Here is a 16,243-nt window from a genome sequence, read left to right on the forward strand (position 1 = left end):
GAGATCCATGACCATGACCCGACACATCCTGAGCGCCACCGACCTGTCGGCGTTCTCACTGCAGGCGGTGGACCGCGCGGCCGACCTGGCCACGGCCAACGGCGCCCGCCACACGGTGGTGCACGCGCTGGGGCTGGACGCGCTGGGCCCGCTGCGCAACCTGCTGGGCGAGCGCGCCGACAGCGTGGCCCACACCGCCATGCAGCAGCAGCAGGCCGCACTGGCCGCCGCCATGGCCGAGCCGGCGCGCCACCCGGGGCCGGCGCCCACCCTGCGGGTGGAAGAGGGCCTGGCCTCGCGCGTGGTGCCGGCGCTGGTGCGCGAGACCGACGCCGACCTGGTGGTGGTGGGCGCGCGCGGGCAGAGCCTGCTGCGCCGCCTGGTGGTGGGTTCCACCGCCTCGCACCTGATGCGCAGGAGCCATTGCCCGGTGCTGGTGGTCAAGAACCCGTTCCAGCAGCCCTACCGCCGCGTGCTGCTGCCCATGGACTTCTCGCCCGGTTCCGCGCTGGCGCTGGCACTGGCGCGCGAACTCGCGCCTCGGGCCGACCTGGTGCTGCTGCACGCCTTCGACGTGCCCTTCGAGGGCATGCTGCAGTACGCCGGCGTGTCGCAGGACATCATCCACCAGTACCGCATTGAGGCGCGCGAGCGCGCGCTGCGGCAGCTGCGCGAGATGGCGGCCGAACAGGGCCTGGCGGCTGGCGACTACACGCCGCTGGTCGAACACGGCGACGCCGTGGCCCTGATCACCGGCCACCAGCAACGCCTGGGCTGCGACCTGGTGGTGATGGGCAAACACGGCACCCATGTGACCGAAGAACTGCTGCTGGGCAGCGTGACCAAGCGGGTGCTCTCCGAGGGTGACGCTGACGTGCTGGTGGTGGTCGACAAGCGCGGTCCGCAGGACGCCGGCTGACGCGGGACGGGCCGTGGCGCTGCATCCCGCCCTGCTGTTCCTCGGTGGCCTGGTCGTGGTGGTGCTGGGCGCCGAGATGCTGCTGCGCGGCGCCACCCGCATTGCGACCCTGCTGCGCATCAGCCCCATCGTCATCGGCCTGACGGTGGTCTCGGTGGGCACCAGTGCGCCCGAGCTGGCGGTGGGTCTGACCGCCGCGCACGAGGGCAAGGGTCCGCTGGCGGTGGGCAACATCGCCGGCACCAACATCGTCAACATCCTGCTCATCCTGGGCCTGAGTGCGGCCATCCGCCCGCTGCCCACGCGCTCGCTGAGCGTGCGGCTGGACGTGCCGGTGATGATTGCCACCGCCGTGGCCCTGCTCGTCATGGCGATGGACGGCGTGCTCACCCGGGCCGAGGGTCTGGGCCTGCTGCTGGCGGCGGTGGTCTACACCGTGGCGCTGGTGCAGCTGAGCCGGCAGGAGGCGCCGGACACCCGACTGGCGTTCCGCGACGCGCTGGCCGCGCAGGCGCCTCCGCGGGTGAACCTGCCCACCGGTGCCGCGGCCTGGGCCTGGAACGGTGCGCTGCTGCTGGCAGGCATGGCGCTGGCGGTGCTGGGCGCCGAGCTGCTGGTGGCCGGCGCAGTCGAACTGGCCAAGGCCTACGGCGTGTCGGACGCCTTCATCGGCCTGAGCATCGTGGCCATCGGCACCTCGGCGCCGGAGCTGGTGACCACGATGATCTCGACCCTGCGCAACGACCGCGACGTGGCGATCGGCAACCTCATCGGCAGCAGCATCTACAACGTGCTGGTCATCCTCGGCCTGACCATGGTGGCCGCACCCACCAGCGGGGTGGACGTCAGCGCCGAGGTGCTGTGGATCGACCTGCCGCTGGCCGCGCTGGTGGCCATCGTCTGTCTGCCGGTGTTCCGCAGCGACCGGCTGGTCTCGCGCCGCGAGGGCATCGGCTTCGTGCTGGCCTACGCCGCCTATCTGGGCAGCCTGCTGCTCTGGCGGACCTGACACCGTTGGACACCAGCCCCCCCGCGGGCATGCCGTAAGCTCGCCGCCATGCGTCTGGCCCTGCACACCCTGAGTCTCTCCGCCGCCCTGCTGCTGGCTGCCTGCGGCAGCGCACCACCGGCCCGCCCGCCTTCGTCGTCGCTGCCGCCGCTGTCGGCCGAACACAGCAGCGACCTCGCCATCCACGCCATGGGCCTGGTGGGCACGCCCTACCGCTGGGGCGGCAACACGCCGGAGAGCGGCTTCGACTGCAGCGGCCTGATCGGCTATGTCTACCGGCACCGCGCCGGTGTGGCGCCGCCGCGCACCGTGGCCCAGCTGTCGGGCTTCGGCCAGGCGGTGGATGCCGACGAGCTGCGCACCGGCGACCTGGTGATCTTCGGCCGCGACCCGGCCTGGCACGCGGGCATCTACGTCGGCGAGGGCCGCTTCGTGCACGCGCCGTCCAGCGGCGGCACGGTGCGGCTGGACCGGCTGGACAACCGCTACTGGGCGCGCCAGACGGTGCGTTATCGCAGGCCCTGACACGGTTTTTCCGGACAAGCCGGCGACAATCGGAGCCATGCTCCACGTTCACGCCACCCCGCCGCTGTCCACCCACGACACCACCCGCATCGACGACCTGCGCATCGGCGCGGTGCGGCCGCTGATCACGCCCGCGCTGCTGCAGGAGTGGCTGCCCACGCCGCCGGCCGCCCAGGCCCTGGTGGAGAGCAGCCGCGCCGCGCTCTCGCGCGTGCTGCACGGGCAGGACGACCGGCTGATCGTGGTGGTCGGGCCGTGTTCGATCCACGACCACGGCCAGGCCATGGACTACGCACGGCGCCTGAAAGAGCAGGCCGATGCGCTGGCCGAGGACCTGCTGATCGTGATGCGCGTGTACTTCGAGAAGCCGCGCACCACCGTGGGCTGGAAGGGCTACATCAACGATCCGCACCTGGACGGCAGCTTCGCCATCAACGAAGGCCTGGAGCTGGCGCGCCAGCTGCTGCTGGACGTGCTGGGCGCCGGCCTGCCGGTGGGCACCGAGTTCCTGGACCTGCTCTCGCCGCAGTTCATCAGCGACCTGGTCAGCTGGGGCGCCATCGGCGCGCGCACCACCGAGAGCCAGAGCCACCGCCAGCTGGCCTCGGGCCTGTCCTGCCCGGTGGGGTTCAAGAACGGCACCGACGGCAGCGTCAAGGTCGCCAGCGACGCGATCCAGGCCGCACAGGCGCCGCACGCCTTCATGGGCATGACCAAGATGGGCCAGGCCGCGATCTTCGAGACCCGCGGCAACCAGGACTGCCACGTCATCCTGCGCGGCGGCAAGGCGCCCAACTACAGCGCCGAGGACGTCAACACCGCCTGCGCCCTGCTCAAGGCCGCCGGCCAGCGCGAGCAGGTGATGATCGACGTCTCGCACGCCAACAGCAGCAAGCAGCACCGCCGGCAGATCGACGTGGCGGCCGACGTGGCCGGCCAGATCGCCGCGGGCGACGCGCGCATCACCGGCATCATGATCGAGAGCCACCTGTTCGAGGGCCGGCAGGACATCGTGCCCGGCCAGCCGCTGCTGCCCGGCGTGAGCGTGACCGACGCCTGCATCAGCTTCGAGCAGACCGTACCGGTGCTGCAGGGGCTGGCGGCCGCCGTGCGCCAGCGCCGCGCCCGCTGACGCGCGACATGCGCCTGCCCTGGCAGCCCGCCACGCCCGCGCTGAACCTGGCGCTGCAGGGCGGTGGGGCGCACGGGGCCTTCACCTGGGGCGTGCTCGACGCACTGCTGGAGGACGGACAGCTTGCCTTCGACGGCGTCAGCGGCACCAGCGCGGGCGCCATGAACGCGGTGGTGCTGGCCCAGGGCCTGATGGACGGTGGCCGCGAGGGCGCGCGCGCCGCGCTGCGGCGCTTCTGGACCGCCGTGGCCGGCAGCCTGCCGTTCGAGGTGGCGGTGCCGCGGGCCGACGGCTCGGGCTACCAGCTGGCGCCGGCGATGCGCCTGATGCTGCAGTGGACCCACCACTTCACGCCCGAGCAGCTCAACCCCTTCGACCTCAACCCGCTGCGCGACGTGCTGCGCCAGCAGCTGGACATCGAGGGCCTGCGCCAGCGCTCGCCGGTGCGGCTGTTCATCGCCACCACCGAGGCCAACACCGGCCGGCTGCGGCTGTTCCGCAACGCCGATCTGTCGCTGGACGCGGTGCTGGCCTCGGCCTGCCTGCCGCGCCTGCACCGCAGCGTGCTGATCGACGGTCAGCCGCACTGGGACGGCGGCTATTCGGCCAACCCCGCCGTCTACCCGCTGCTGCTGGAAACCCCCACGCGCGACACGCTGCTGGTGATGCTCACGCCGCTGCGCTACGCCGCCACGCCGCAGTCGGCGCAGGACATCGAGCACCGCATGCAGGAGCTGGCCTTCAACGCCACCTTCCTGCGCGAGATGCGCATGTTCGCGCACCTGCGCGAGCGCATCGCCCACATCGGCTGGTGGCGCCGCGGCCCGCTGGAGCGGCGGCTGGCCGGGGCGCGCTTTCACGCCATCGAGCCCGGCCCGGTGCTGGGGGAACTGGGCACCGACACCAAGGCCGCCGCCGGCCAGCGCTTCTTCGAGATGCTGTTCGATGTGGGGCGGGGGCAGGGCCGGCAGTGGCTGGACACGCACCGGGCAGCCGTCGGTCGCCACGGCACTGTCGAACTTGCCGGGCTGTTCGGCTGACCCGGGACCGGCGCTGCCGACAATGGTGGGCCCGGATCGCCCTGGCGGGCCGTCCCCCACCGGAGAAACACCCATGAGCTCTCTCTTGCAAGGCCGCACCGCCCTGGTCACCGGGGGTGCCCGTGGCTTGGGCGCCGGCATGGCGCAGGCCCTCGCCGCGGCCGGCGCGGCCGTGATGATCGGCGACATTCTTGAAGACACGGGCCGCGAGACGGCCCGGTCGATCGGCGCCACCGGCGGCCGGGCCGCCTTCGTGCAGCTGGATGTGACCGACGAGGCTGGCTGGCTCGCCGCGATCTATGCCGTCCACACCACCTTCGGCGGCTTCGACATCCTGATCAACAACGCCGGGATCGAGGAGACCGCGCTGGTATCGGAGCTGGATGCCGATGCGCTGCGGCGCATGCTGGACGTGAACATCGTCGGCACTGCGCTGGGCCTCAAGCACGCATTCCGCGCCATGCGCCCGGGCGGCGTGGCCGGGAAAGGAGGGGCCGTGGTCAACGTGGCCTCGGTCGCGGCCACCATCGCCTTCCCGGCGATCGCCGGCTACTCGGCCACCAAGTCGGCGGTGGACCGGCTCACGCGGGTGGCTGCGATGGAAGCCGGCCAGCTGGGCTACGGCGTGCGGGTGAACTGCATCTACCCGGGTCTGGTGCCGACCGACATGGGCATGAAACTGGCCGCCGACGTGGTGACAGCCGGGCTGTTCCCCACGCCAGAGGCCGCGGTCGGCGCCATCGTCGCGCAGACACCGCTGGGGCGCCTGGGCACGGTGGCCGACATGGCCGATGCGGTGGTGTTCCTGTGTTCCGACGCGGCGCGTTTCATCACCGGCGCGGGCCTGCCGGTGGACGGCGGCATGGGGATGTGAACCCGACCATGCCGCGGTGGGCCGATCAGCGCGGCTTGCGCGGCGCCATCGGGCCGCGGCCCTCGATGTGGCGGAAGTTGATGCGGCCCTTGCTCAGGTCGTAGGGCGAGAGTTCGAGCGAGACCCGGTCACCCGCCAGGATGCGGATGTGGTTCTTCTTCATCTTGCCGGCGGAGTAGGCGATCAGCTGGTGACCGTTGTCCAGCGTGACGCGAAAACGGGTGTCGGGCAGCACCTCGTTGACGATGCCCATCATGTCGATCAGTTCTTCCTTGGCCATGGTGTGGTTCTCCTGGAGTCGTGGGATTCGGATCAGTTGGTGCGGATCGCGGGGCGCGCGGTCTCGCGCACCCAGTCGATGCCCTGGGCCATGGCGTATCTTGCCGCGGCTTCGTGGGTGGCGAAATCTTCGGTGAAGCGCATCACGCGGTCGGTGCTGGCGCTGCCGGTGCCGCTGGCGATGGACACGAGGGCGGCAAAGCGCCCGTCCGCCAGGGCCCGCGGACGGGCGCTGATGCGGTAACGCCCGAGGGTCAGAGGGGCGGAGGTACAAGGGGTCCGCACCACAGGCGCGGACGCGGGAAACGTCTGGATCATCAAGAACTTCTATGGGCAGGACCTGCGGCTGGGCCGCCGGCCCGACAAGGCCCGACATACACGGTGGCAGCCCCAGGGTGCCGGGGTGCCCGACTGCGCCAACCCGAAGCACCGCACCGCTTCAGCGGCATCGGGGCTTTCTGGTACCAGCCCTCGGCAGAGGCATGGGAGAGCAGCGGGGAAAAAGTGCCTCGCCGGGGGACCGCGTTGGGTGCGGTGAGGGCTTGGCTCGCGTTGGAGGGGCTGGACAGACCGACCCTCTGCCGGGGTGGTGGGCCGCGCCAGGGGCGCTGCAACCGGGTCTGTCGCCCAAGGCGAAGCCGCTAATGTACCACGATGTGGAAAAAATTGCCAAGTGGGGCCGGTTCAACGGCCACAGCGCAGGCGGAACTGTTCGTCGCGCGCCTTCTTGCGGTCGCGCCGGACCGAGTCCTGCTCCCTTGGCGGAAGTGGCTGGCGCGCGTAGTCGTCCAGCACAGCCACGAGGTTGTCCAGGCGCCTGCAATCTTCCGCCTTCTTCTGGGCAGCATTCGGGGGGGCGACAGGGCCGACACCGGTCGGCCGCGGCGCAACCCCCTTGGTGGGCCTGGCCAGGGCTTCCCGGTTGCGGGCAAACACGATCTGTTCGGCCAGCGAAAGGTTCGCGGGCACCGTGTGCATGCTGACGATCTCGGCGCCGCGGTGCTGGCAATGCACCACCGACCAGAACCGGCCGGCACCGCGGCAGCGGTAGAGCGTCGTGCCCTGCGCGCCCTCGACGTTCAGCGCGGTCGTGGTGTCGACCGGGTGGCCGCGCATGCCGGCCGGGCAGGGGCCGTCGGTGTAGGTCACCTGGCTGGCGTTTTCGCAGCGGTGCACCGCCGACAACGGCTCGGCGGGTGGTGGCTCGGCAGCGGGCGCCGGGCCAGCGGCAGCGGTGACCGTGGGTTTTGGGACCACTGAGGGAGCGGCGGGCGCGGCGGGGACGGACGCCGCTGCCGGCTCCGCGGCGGCCACCGGAGGTCGCGACCAGGGCCAGTTCACCAGCACATACAGCCCCAGGACCACGACCGCGGCCAGCAACCCGATGGTCAGGCCGCTCATGCCGTCTCGCTCGGGCGGACGGAACGCGGTGTCGGATACCTGGTGCGGCGTTGGCGGCGCCAAAGGCGCGGGCCGGGAAAGCGGGATGCCGGGCGTGGTGTCCGGCCCGTTGTCGGGTTCGGGAGTTGTGTCGGGCGTCGCCATCGCAGCCACCAGGGTCGCTCACTGTTCGACCACGGTCTTGACCACCTGTCCCACCGGCGGGTCGCTGCGCCCCCAGGTGCCGTTGAGCAGCTGCAGGCGCTTTTCGGTCAGGGGCGACTGGCGGGCCAGTTCGGTGAAGCCGCCGCGCGGCAGCGGCACGGTCTGCACCACCCAGGGCCGGGCGGCCTGCTGGTCGGCCGCGGTCATGGCGCGAAAGGACTTCTCGGCCGACACCAGGCCGGGCATGGCACGGTTGCGCGCGGCGGCGTCGGCCGCGAGGTAGAGCATCACGTAGCTGTTGTTCTTCGGGCCGGTGACCACGGTGGCTTCGATTGCCTGGGACTGTCCGTTCTGCGCCTTGCGGGCGCCGACGAAATGGGTCGCGGCAAAGCCGTTGATCTGGCCGCGCGTCACCTTGCCCTCGCTGGGTTGCAGGGCGTTGCGGATGATCTCGTCGTGCGTGCCGCCGGCCCGGGGCGGCATGGCGACCATGCGCAGTGCGGCGTCGCCCTGCGGTGCGACAATGGTCAGCGCCTCGGGCTCGTTCTGGATGCGCCAGCCGGCCGGCGCCGTCATCGCCAGGCCCAGCCCTGCGTGGTAGAAGTTCTGGCCACGCGTCAGCCCCTGTTCGGGGCTCTCGCCGAAGCGCATGCCCCGGACCACCTGCAGGAAGCGCTGCGCGCCGTCGGAGGCGTAGCTGCCATGGTACTTCGCGGCGTTCTGGCTGATCTGCTGCAGGCGCTGGTCGTTGCTGGGGTGGGAGGACAGCCAGTTGGCGCCCTCGGGCGCGGGGCGGCCTTCGGCGCGCGCCTCTTCGATGGCGAAGGCCTCCTGCAGCTTGAGCACCCGGATCACGTCGATCATGTTGCGCGGGTCGTAGTTGCTGCGCGCCAGGTACTCGGCGCCCAAGCTGTCGGCCTGCAGCTCCTGCTCGCGGCTGTACTTTGCGACGTACCCGGCCGCCACGCCCTGCGCCATCTGGCCGAACATCTCGGTGCCGCCCGAGACCCCGACCTTGCTCTCCAGCACGGCGCCCAGCACCGTCGCGGCCAGCACACCCAGGCCCACGGTCTGCTGGCGCGTTGCGCGCTGCGCACCGTGTCGGGCGGTGACGTGGCCGATCTCGTGACCGATCACGCCGGCCATGTCGGCCTCGCTTTCCATGTAGGCCAGGATGCCGCGCGTGATGTAGACGTAGCCGCCGGGCAGCGCGAAGGCATTGATCTCCGGGCTGTCGAGCACGGTGAAGGTCCAGGGGATGTTGGCGCGGTGCGACTGCTTCGCCAGCTTCTGGCCGACCTCGTTCACATAGGCCTGCAGGCGCTCGTCCTTGTAGACGCCATACTCCTTGAGCACCTCGTCATGGGCCTTCTTGCCCTCGGCCAGTTCGGTGCGCTCGTCCATGACCGTGCGCTCGGACTGGCCGGTGACGGGGTTGACCACGGTGGTGCCGCAGCCGGCCAGCAGGGTCGCGGCCAGCAGCAGGGCGCTGGCGAGAAGTCTCGGCATTCTGGGCTCCTGTCCGCGGCCTTCGCCGCCATGGAAGCCATGATAGTCAGCTCAGCGGTGCGAGGGCGCGCAGCTGCGCCAGAAAAACCGGTGGCACGTCGGCCGGCTTGCGCGTGGCGGGGTCGATGAAGACGATGCCGATCTTGCCGCGCGCGACCTCGCGGCCGGTGTCCACGCAGTCCATGCAGTAGGCCAGGTCGAGGCCGCAGCGGCTGAAATCCTGCGGCAGCATGCGCACCCGCATGGTCTCGCCGTGGAAGCCCTCGGACTTGTACTGAGCCACCAGGTCGCCCACCACGATGGGACAGCCCGCCACGTCGGACTCTCTGTACCCAAGGGATTTGAAGAAGCGCACCCGCGCCTCGGACACCAGGGTCAGCAGCTGGGCGTTGTCCAGGTGCCCGCCCTGGTTCACATGGCTGATGTAGATCTGGATCTCGGTCGAGAAGACGAAGTGTCCGGGCAGGTCGAACTGGAAGCGGCTCAAGGGACTACCCGCCCGTCTTCACTTGCGGTCCGGCAGCTCGATCTTGACCTCCAGCACCTCCAGGTCGTCCTGGCGCTCCAGGTGGACCTTGATGTCGTCCTGGTTGATCTGGATGTACTTGCTGATCACGGCCACCAGCTCGCGCTGAAGGGCCGGCAGGTAGTCGGGCGTGGAGGCGTTGCGACCGGCGCGCTCGTGCGCCAGGATGATCTGCAGGCGTTCCTTGGCGACGCTGGCGGTCTTCTTCTTCTCGCCCAGCAGAAAAGAGAGGAAGGACATGCTCATTTGCTCCCGAACAGGCGCTTGAAGAAGCCGGGCTTCTCGGCGTCGATGAAGCGCAGCGGCTTGTCCGCCCCCAGGAAGCGGTCGATGACGTCGCTGTAGGCCTCGGCCACGTCGGTGCCCTTGAGGTGGATCGCCGGCGTGCCCTGGTTGGAGGCCTGCAGCACGTTCTCGCTCTCGGGGATCACGCCGATCAGCTGGATGCGCAGGATGTCCTGGATGTCCTCCAGGCTGAGCATCTGGCCGTCGGCCACGCGGTTGGGGTTGTAACGGGTGATCAGCAGGTGTTCCTTGATCGGCTCCTTGCCCTCGATGGCGCGCTTGGTCTTGCTGCCCAGCATGCCCAGAATGCGGTCGGAGTCGCGCACGGAAGACACCTCGGGGTTGGTCACCACCAGGGCCTCGTCGGCGTAGTGCATGGCCAGCAGGGCACCGGTCTCGATGCCGGCCGGCGAGTCGCAGACGATGTAGTCGAAACCCATGCCGGTCAGGTCGTTCAGCACCTTCTCGACGCCTTCCTGCGTCAGGGCGTCCTTGTCGCGGGTCTGGCTGGCGGCCAGGATGAACAGGTTGTCGCAGGTCTTGTCCTTGATCAGGGCCTGGTTCAGATTGGCCTCGCCGTGGATGACGTTGACCAGGTCATAGACCACACGCCGTTCGCAACCCATGATGAGGTCGAGGTTGCGCAGGCCGACGTCGAAGTCGATGACGGCGGTCTTGTGGCCGCGCAGGGCCAGGCCGGCGGCGAAGCTGGCGCTGGTCGTGGTCTTGCCCACGCCGCCTTTGCCGGAAGTGACGACAACGATCTTGGTCATGGTGAGGGTTCCTCGGGTTCAGGGATTCAGGGATTCGATGACGAGCTTGTCGCCCTCGGGGCCGGAGACCAGGCGCACCTGCCCGGGTTTGCCGAGCACCTCGGCCGGCAGCGGGGTGTCGCTGGTGCGGTAGATACCAGCGATGGAAATCAGCTCGGGGTCCATGGACATCGCGAAGATGCGGGCCTCGGCGTTGCCGCGCGCGCCGGCAATGGCCTTGCCGCGCAGCGGCGCGTAGACGTGGATGTGGCCGTCGGCGATGACCTCGGCACCGGGGTTGACCATGGCCAGAACGACCAGGTCGCGGCCCCTCGCATAAACCTGCTGGCCGGAGCGCAGCGGCTTGTCGATGACCAGGGCGCTCGGCGGTGTGGTGGGAACAGGGGCCGACACCGGGGCCGGCGCGGCGGGGGTGGCCTGCTGGACGGGCGCCTCGGGCGTGCGCGCGGCGGCGCTGCGCTGCACGGTGGCGTCCTGGGCCGGCATCAGGCCGGCCAGCTCGGCGGCGGCGGTCTGGGCGCCGTTGCCACCGCGCACCGCCATCGGCTCCAGACGGAACCGGCGCAACAGCGAGACCAGCGCGGGGAAATCGACCGGGCTGTCGGCCTGTTCGCCCGCCTGCAGCGGCCCCAGGTCGACCAGCAGCGGGTCGTGGTCGAAGAAATCGGGGATGTCGCCGTAGCGCTGGGTCATTTCCTCGGCCAGCTGGCCGAGGTCGGCGGTCTTGAGCAGCAAAGCCACCAGCGGCAGCTGGGCGCTCTTGATTTCGAAACTGGTCGGGGCGCTGGCGCTGAGGACAGTGGACATGAATCCGGCGGTGAACAGATGGCCGGAAAGGGTCCGGCCAGGTCGGCGGGCAGTTTACCAGCCGACCACCGGCGGACTGGCGGCGCTGCGTGTCCACATGTGTCGGGCACACTGCGCGCCATGGACGTGCGCGATACCCCCCATGGTTCTTCCGGCTGGCGCCCCGGACTCTGGTGGCGCATGACCCGGCCGGCCTTCCTGCTGCTGACCGTGGTGGCCTGCACACTGGGCACCGCCACCGCCTCGGCCTGCGGCTGCGGGCTGGACCTCCCGCTGGCCATCGGCACCACGGCGCTGGCGGTGATGGCGCACGCCGCCGGCAACGTGCTCAACGACCTGCACGACGCGCGCAGCGGCGCCGACGCCGGCAACACCGGTGGCCTCTTTCCCTTCACCGGCGGCTCGCGCCTGATCCAGAACGGCGAAACCAGCGAGCGCGAGACCGCCGATCTGGCCAGGGCCCTGTTGCTGCTGCTGGTGCCCGGCGGCCTGCTGCTGGCGGTGAAGGCGGGGGGCGGTGTGATCGGGCTGGGGCTGGCCGGCCTGCTGCTGGTCTGGGCCTATTCGGCGCCGCCGCTGAAGCTGATGTCGCGTGGCCTGGGCGAACTCACCGTGGCGCTGGCCTGGTTCCTGGTGGTGCTGGGTGCCGATTTCGTCCAGCGGCGCCAGTTCTTCGTGATCCCGGCCAGCGTGGCCCTGAACTTCGCGGCCATGGTGGCGGCCTTGCTGCTGATCAACGGGGTGCCGGACGCCACCGCCGACGCCCGGGTCGGCAAGCGCACGCTGGCGGTCCGGCTGGGCCCCACCGGCGCCTGGGCGCTGTACACCGCGCTCACGCTCGGGGCACACGCGTGGCTGGCGGCATCGGTGTGGCTGCTGATTCCGCCAGCGCCTGCGCTGGGGGGGCTGGTCTCGCTGCCGCTGTCGTTGTTCGCCTCGGGCTGGCTGTTCCACCACCGGCACCAGACCGTCCGTCTGCGCCCGGCCCTGGCCGCGACGGTGGCGGCCACCTTGCTGCACGGCCTGGGCATGGCGGCTGGTTTTGCCTGGCTGGGCTGGAACCACTGAGCAGTTTTCAACAACTCTGTTGATAACTTTTTAAGAACACCATGGTTATCCACAATCGAAGCGGCTGTCGCCAAGTTGTTCCTTTTTCGACTGAACAGTGTCAGAACTTTTCGAACAGTGTTTTAAGGCCTTCAGAGGTTTGATTTCAAAAGGAAAAACAGACTTGTCCACACCAGAAGCCGCCCTCTACTACTACAACGAATTAGAGATATTGGAATAGTTAAACAAGATAGGGACAAAAAAAGCGCCGCCGGAAGGGGTTCCGGGGCGCTTTTTGACGGGTGTTCAGCCGCGCTGGTGGCCGTTCAGAGTGTGTGGGTGACGAGCTTGAAGTCCGGGTCTTCCGCGAAGGGCTTGATCTGGAAGCCCAGGCCCTTCATGAGCTTGAGCATGCCGGGGTTGTTGGCCAGCACCAGGCCCTCGATTTCGGCCAGCCCCTTGTCCCGGGCCTCTTCCATGATGCTGAGCATCAGGCGCGATCCCAGGCCCTTGCCGTTGAAGTCGTCGGCCACCACCAGCGAGAACTCGCAACTCGATTTGTCCGGGTTCGTGATGTAGCGCGAGACACCGACGACGCGCTCGGTCTCGACGAACTCGCCCCCGTCGGCGACCTTGCGCTCGCGGTGGATGGCCACCAGGGCCATTTCGCGGTCGTAGTCGATCAGGGTCAGGCGCGAGAGCATGGACGGCGGCAGCTCGGTCATGCTGGAGACGAAGCGGTAGTAACGGCTCTCGGGCGAGAGGTTCTGCACCAGGTCCTGCAGCATCTGGGCGTCGTCCGGGTGGATCGGGCGGATGGTGTACTCGCCGCCGCCGCGCAGCGGCCAGACCTGCTCGTAGCGCGCCGGGTAGGGCAGGATGGCCAGGTGGGCGTAGTTGCGCGCCGTGGCCGGCGCGCTCTCGATCACGATGCGGGCGTCCACCGCCACCGCGCCGTCCTCGTCGACGATGATGGGGTTGATGTCCATCTCGCGCAGCTGGGGCAGCTCGCAGACCATCTCGGAGACGCGCAGCAGCACGTGTTCCAGCGCGTCCATGTCGACCGCGGTGGCGCCGCGCCACTCGCCCAGGGTGTCGGCCACGCGCGAGCGCTCGATCAGGCGGCGCGCCAGGAACTGGTTGAGCGGCGGCAGCTCCATGGCCTGGTCGCCGATCAGCTCGATCATGGTGCCGCCGGCGCCGAAGGCGATCACCGGGCCGAAGGGGTCGTCGGTCTTGAGGCCGATGTAGAGCTCGCGGCCGCGCTTGCTGCGCGCCATCTTCTGGATCGTCACGCCGTTGATCCGGGCGCCGGGCTGCAGCCTGGCCACGCTCTGGATCATGGTGTTGTAGACGTCGCGCACCGCGGTCGCGTTCATCACGTTGAGCGCCACACCGTTGACGTCGCTCTTGTGGCTGATGTCGGGCGAGTCGATCTTGAGGGCCACCGGGTAGCCCAGCTGGGTCGCGATCATCATGGCCTCGTTGGGCGAGCGCGCCAGGATGGTCTGGGTGACCGGGATGTGGAAGGCCGAGAGCAGGGCCTTGGACTCCATCTCCGTCAGCACCTTGCGGCGCTCGGTCAGCACGTTCTCGATGATCAGGCGCGCGCCCTCGATGTCGGGGTTGGCCAGGGTGGAGAGCGGCGGCGGCGTCTGCTGCAGCAGCTGCTGGTTCTGATAGAAGCTGGCGATGTTGCCGAAGGCGCCCACCGCTGCCTCGGGCGTGCGGAAGCTTGGAATGGCGGCCTTGCCCAGCACCTCGCGCGCCTCGCCGACGGACGCATCGCCCATCCAGCAGCACAGCAGGGGCTTGTTCATGCGCGCCTTGGCCTCGGCCATCACGCGCGCCACGTCGGTGGCGTCGACGCCGGCCTTGGGCGAGTGCACCACCAGCACGCCGTCGACCGAGCGGTCCTGACCGGCGGCGTGGAGGGCGGCCAGGTAGTGTTCGGCGACGGCTTCTTCGGACAGGTCGACCAGGTCGCTCAGCGATGCCAGCGGGGGCAGCTTGGGCTTCAGTTCGGCCATGGTCTCGGGCGAGAGCTTGCCCAGCTGCAGCGCGATCTCGCTGACCCAGTCGGCCGCCAGCACGCCGGGGCCGCCGCCGTTGGTGATGATGGCCAGCCGCTTGCCCACCGGGCGGTAGCGCGAGGCCAGGCACTTGGCGGCCGAAAACAGTTCGACGAAGGAGCGCACCCGCACCGCACCCGCACGGCGCAGGGCGGCGTCGAACACGTCGTCGCTGCCGACGATGGCACCGCTGTGAGTCTGGGCGGCTTCGTTGCCGGCGGTCTTGCGGCCGGCCTTGAGCACCACCACCGGCTTGGCGTTGGCGGCGGCGCGCAGCGCGCTCATGAAGCGGCGCGCGTTGGAGATGCCTTCAAGATAGACGACGATGCTGTGCGTTTGTGCGTCGGACGCCAGGAAATCGAGCACCTGGGCGATGTCGACCGAGGTCTTGGGGCCCAATGAGACCACGGTGGAGAAGCCGACGCCGTTCTGGGTGGCCCAGTCCAGGATGGACGAGGTCAGGGCGCCCGACTGCGACACCAGGGCCAGCGGACCGACCGCCGCCAGCGGGCCGGCGACGCTGGCGTTCAGGCCGCTGCGCGGGCGCTGGAAGCCCAGGCTGTTGGGGCCGAGCAGGTGCATGCCGTGGCGCCGCGCCACCTGGTGCATCTCGCCCGCGATCTCGGCGTTGGCACCGCTGCCCACCACCAGGGCGGCCTTGCACTTGATGCGGCCGGCCACTTCCAGCGCCGACAGGGCCTCGGCCGGCGGCAGCGCGATGATGGCCAGGTCGGCCCGGGTCTGGGCCAGGTCGGCCAGGGTGCCGCTGGTGTGGATGTCCAGGAAGACCAGCGTGCCCGAGAAGCGCTGGCCGGTCAGCGCGGCGCAGAGGGTGCGCGCGTGGGCGATCTGGCTGTCCGGGTCTTCGTGGTTGCCGGCGAAGACGGCGATGGACTCGGGCTGGAAGAGGGGGGTGAGGTAGTGTTTGTCCATATTTCTTTCAGTCGGCCCCGATGAGGACCCTGACATGTGCGGCCACGCTGCGGGCCAGGGGGCTGAGCACGTAGCCACCTTCGAGGCAGGAGATGACACGGCCGTGGCAGTGTTTTTCGGCGACTTTCATCAGTTGTTGTGTCACCCAGGCGTAGTCGGCCTCGACCAGGCCGAGGTTGCCCATGTCGTCCTCGCGGTGGGCGTCGAAGCCGGCGGAGATGTAGATCAGCTGGGGCCGGAAGGCCTCGAGCGCGGGAAGCCAGTGCTCCGTGACCGCGGCGCGGAAGGCGTCGCTGCCGGAGCGGCTGGGCAGGCCGACGTTGACCATGTTGGGGCCGGTCGCGTTCTCGCCGTTGAAGGGGTAGAGCCCCTTCTCGAAGATCGAGCACATCAGCACACGCTCGTCGCCGCGGAAGATGTCTTCGCTGCCATTGCCGTGGTGCACGTCGAAGTCGATCAGCGCCACGCGCTCCAGGTGGTGCACGTCCAGCGCGTGCCGGATGCCGACGGCCACGTTGTTGAAGAAGCAGAAGCCCATGGCGGCCGAGCGTTCGGCGTGGTGGCCGGGCGGGCGGATGTTGCAGAAGGCGGTGGGTGCTTCGCCGGCCAGCACCAGGTCGGTGGCCTGCACGGCCGCACCGGCGGCGCGCAGCGCGGCCTGCAGGGTGTGGGGGCACATGTTGGTGTCGGGGTCGACCGCGCGCAGGCCTTCGGTGGGTGCGGCATCGAAGATTTCCTTGACGTAGAGCGAGGCGTGGGCGCGGCCGAGCTGTTCCTCGGTGGCCAGCGGCGCGTCGTAGGGGACCATGTAGTCCAGCAGCCCCTTGACCAGCAGGTGGTCGTTGATGGCACCCAGGCGCTCCGGGCACTCGGGGTGGTGCGCGCCCATGTCGTGGCGGGCGCAGTCGGCGTGGCTGATGAAGGCGGACAGCATGGTTCGGGTCTCCTCGGGCGGCGGATGCCTGCCG

Annotated in this window: 17 protein-coding genes; 7 read left to right on the forward strand and 10 right to left on the reverse strand. The window is 69.8% G+C overall.

Annotation, left to right across the window (positions count from 1 at the left end):
- The first annotated feature begins 7 nt into the window (after positions 1–7).
- The 6 genes from HPF_RS00455 (at position 8) to HPF_RS00480 (ending at position 5,499) form a co-directional block, all read left to right on the forward strand.
- On the forward strand, positions 8–919 hold the full coding sequence (locus tag HPF_RS00455) for a universal stress protein (protein WP_133155418.1): 912 nt from the start codon (positions 8–10) through the stop codon (positions 917–919).
- 13 nt (positions 920–932) lie between these two features.
- Complete coding sequence (locus HPF_RS00460; protein WP_207959273.1) at positions 933–1,928, forward strand: calcium/sodium antiporter; 996 nt, start codon at positions 933–935, stop codon at positions 1,926–1,928.
- Positions 1,929–1,976: 48 nt separating this feature from the next.
- Positions 1,977–2,453 carry a C40 family peptidase gene (locus tag HPF_RS00465; protein ID WP_133155419.1) on the forward strand — a complete coding sequence of 159 codons (477 nt, stop codon included), beginning with the start codon at positions 1,977–1,979 and terminating at the stop codon, positions 2,451–2,453.
- 37 nt (positions 2,454–2,490) lie between these two features.
- Positions 2,491–3,585, forward strand: coding sequence for a 3-deoxy-7-phosphoheptulonate synthase (locus HPF_RS00470; RefSeq protein ID WP_133155420.1), 1,095 nt, complete (start codon positions 2,491–2,493; stop codon positions 3,583–3,585).
- A gap of 8 nt (positions 3,586–3,593) precedes the next feature.
- Positions 3,594–4,625 (forward strand): patatin-like phospholipase family protein, encoded by a 1,032-nt coding sequence (locus HPF_RS00475; RefSeq protein WP_133155421.1) that lies wholly within the window; start codon positions 3,594–3,596, stop codon positions 4,623–4,625.
- A 73-nt stretch (positions 4,626–4,698) separates the two neighbouring features.
- A complete protein-coding gene (locus tag HPF_RS00480) occupies positions 4,699–5,499 on the forward strand; it encodes an SDR family NAD(P)-dependent oxidoreductase (RefSeq protein WP_133155422.1) in 801 nt (266 codons plus the stop codon).
- Positions 5,500–5,524: 25 nt separating this feature from the next.
- Here the strand turns inward: HPF_RS00480 and infA are convergent, their stop codons facing one another.
- From infA to minC, 8 genes are all read right to left on the reverse strand, one after another.
- Entirely contained in the window at positions 5,525–5,779 is a 255-nt protein-coding gene (gene infA / locus HPF_RS00485) for a translation initiation factor IF-1 (RefSeq protein WP_066152059.1), read from the reverse strand.
- 32 nt (positions 5,780–5,811) lie between these two features.
- On the reverse strand, positions 5,812–6,096 hold the full coding sequence (locus HPF_RS23810) for a hypothetical protein (RefSeq protein ID WP_241559585.1): 285 nt from the start codon (positions 6,094–6,096) through the stop codon (positions 5,812–5,814).
- Between the two features lie 366 nt (positions 6,097–6,462).
- The gene (locus tag HPF_RS00495; protein WP_133155423.1) at positions 6,463–7,323 is read right to left on the reverse strand and encodes a hypothetical protein; all 861 of its coding nucleotides are present in this window, start codon (positions 7,321–7,323) and stop codon (positions 6,463–6,465) included.
- An 18-nt stretch (positions 7,324–7,341) separates the two neighbouring features.
- Complete coding sequence (locus HPF_RS00500) at positions 7,342–8,832, reverse strand: M48 family metalloprotease (RefSeq protein ID WP_133155424.1); 1,491 nt, start codon at positions 8,830–8,832, stop codon at positions 7,342–7,344.
- A 46-nt stretch (positions 8,833–8,878) separates the two neighbouring features.
- Complete coding sequence (locus tag HPF_RS00505) at positions 8,879–9,319, reverse strand: acyl-CoA thioesterase (protein WP_133155425.1); 441 nt, start codon at positions 9,317–9,319, stop codon at positions 8,879–8,881.
- An 18-nt stretch (positions 9,320–9,337) separates the two neighbouring features.
- A complete protein-coding gene (gene minE, locus HPF_RS00510; protein WP_066152072.1) occupies positions 9,338–9,598 on the reverse strand; it encodes a cell division topological specificity factor MinE in 261 nt (86 codons plus the stop codon).
- A 2-nt stretch (positions 9,599–9,600) separates the two neighbouring features.
- A complete protein-coding gene (gene minD, locus HPF_RS00515; protein WP_066152075.1) occupies positions 9,601–10,416 on the reverse strand; it encodes a septum site-determining protein MinD in 816 nt (271 codons plus the stop codon).
- An 18-nt stretch (positions 10,417–10,434) separates the two neighbouring features.
- Positions 10,435–11,223 carry a septum site-determining protein MinC gene (minC, locus tag HPF_RS00520; RefSeq protein WP_133155426.1) on the reverse strand — a complete coding sequence of 263 codons (789 nt, stop codon included), beginning with the start codon at positions 11,221–11,223 and terminating at the stop codon, positions 10,435–10,437.
- A gap of 120 nt (positions 11,224–11,343) precedes the next feature.
- Here minC and HPF_RS00525 point away from each other — a divergent pair, with 120 nt between their 5' ends.
- Positions 11,344–12,291: a prenyltransferase gene (locus HPF_RS00525; protein WP_207959274.1), complete on the forward strand. Its 948-nt coding sequence runs from the start codon at positions 11,344–11,346 to the stop codon at positions 12,289–12,291.
- Between the two features lie 305 nt (positions 12,292–12,596).
- Here the strand turns inward: HPF_RS00525 and HPF_RS00530 are convergent, their stop codons facing one another.
- The gene (locus tag HPF_RS00530; RefSeq protein WP_079366359.1) at positions 12,597–15,275 is read right to left on the reverse strand and encodes a bifunctional acetate--CoA ligase family protein/GNAT family N-acetyltransferase; all 2,679 of its coding nucleotides are present in this window, start codon (positions 15,273–15,275) and stop codon (positions 12,597–12,599) included.
- Positions 15,276–15,282: 7 nt separating this feature from the next.
- A complete protein-coding gene (locus HPF_RS00535; protein ID WP_066152086.1) occupies positions 15,283–16,209 on the reverse strand; it encodes a histone deacetylase family protein in 927 nt (308 codons plus the stop codon).
- Positions 16,210–16,243 lie beyond the last annotated feature (34 nt).

Origin of the sequence: Hydrogenophaga pseudoflava, assembly GCF_004353865.1 — a bacterium.
GTDB classification, from domain to species: domain Bacteria; phylum Pseudomonadota; class Gammaproteobacteria; order Burkholderiales; family Burkholderiaceae_C; genus Hydrogenophaga; species Hydrogenophaga pseudoflava.

What these genes read in the sequence shown, in the direction of transcription:
- HPF_RS00535 (WP_066152086.1), bottom strand. Translation starts at nt 16,209, where the DNA reads ATGCTGTCCGCCTTCATCAGCCACGCCGACTGCGCCCGCCACGACATG.
- HPF_RS23810 (WP_241559585.1), bottom strand. Translation starts at nt 6,096, where the DNA reads ATGATCCAGACGTTTCCCGCGTCCGCGCCTGTGGTGCGGACCCCTTGT.
- HPF_RS00525 (WP_207959274.1), top strand. Translation starts at nt 11,344, where the DNA reads ATGGACGTGCGCGATACCCCCCATGGTTCTTCCGGCTGGCGCCCCGGA.
- HPF_RS00455 (WP_133155418.1), top strand. Translation starts at nt 8, where the DNA reads ATGACCATGACCCGACACATCCTGAGCGCCACCGACCTGTCGGCGTTC.
- minC (WP_133155426.1), bottom strand. Translation starts at nt 11,223, where the DNA reads ATGTCCACTGTCCTCAGCGCCAGCGCCCCGACCAGTTTCGAAATCAAG.
- HPF_RS00495 (WP_133155423.1), bottom strand. Translation starts at nt 7,323, where the DNA reads ATGGCGACGCCCGACACAACTCCCGAACCCGACAACGGGCCGGACACC.
- HPF_RS00530 (WP_079366359.1), bottom strand. Translation starts at nt 15,275, where the DNA reads ATGGACAAACACTACCTCACCCCCCTCTTCCAGCCCGAGTCCATCGCC.
- HPF_RS00500 (WP_133155424.1), bottom strand. Translation starts at nt 8,832, where the DNA reads ATGCCGAGACTTCTCGCCAGCGCCCTGCTGCTGGCCGCGACCCTGCTG.
- HPF_RS00465 (WP_133155419.1), top strand. Translation starts at nt 1,977, where the DNA reads ATGCGTCTGGCCCTGCACACCCTGAGTCTCTCCGCCGCCCTGCTGCTG.
- HPF_RS00480 (WP_133155422.1), top strand. Translation starts at nt 4,699, where the DNA reads ATGAGCTCTCTCTTGCAAGGCCGCACCGCCCTGGTCACCGGGGGTGCC.
- minE (WP_066152072.1), bottom strand. Translation starts at nt 9,598, where the DNA reads ATGTCCTTCCTCTCTTTTCTGCTGGGCGAGAAGAAGAAGACCGCCAGC.
- infA (WP_066152059.1), bottom strand. Translation starts at nt 5,779, where the DNA reads ATGGCCAAGGAAGAACTGATCGACATGATGGGCATCGTCAACGAGGTG.
- HPF_RS00475 (WP_133155421.1), top strand. Translation starts at nt 3,594, where the DNA reads ATGCGCCTGCCCTGGCAGCCCGCCACGCCCGCGCTGAACCTGGCGCTG.
- HPF_RS00470 (WP_133155420.1), top strand. Translation starts at nt 2,491, where the DNA reads ATGCTCCACGTTCACGCCACCCCGCCGCTGTCCACCCACGACACCACC.
- minD (WP_066152075.1), bottom strand. Translation starts at nt 10,416, where the DNA reads ATGACCAAGATCGTTGTCGTCACTTCCGGCAAAGGCGGCGTGGGCAAG.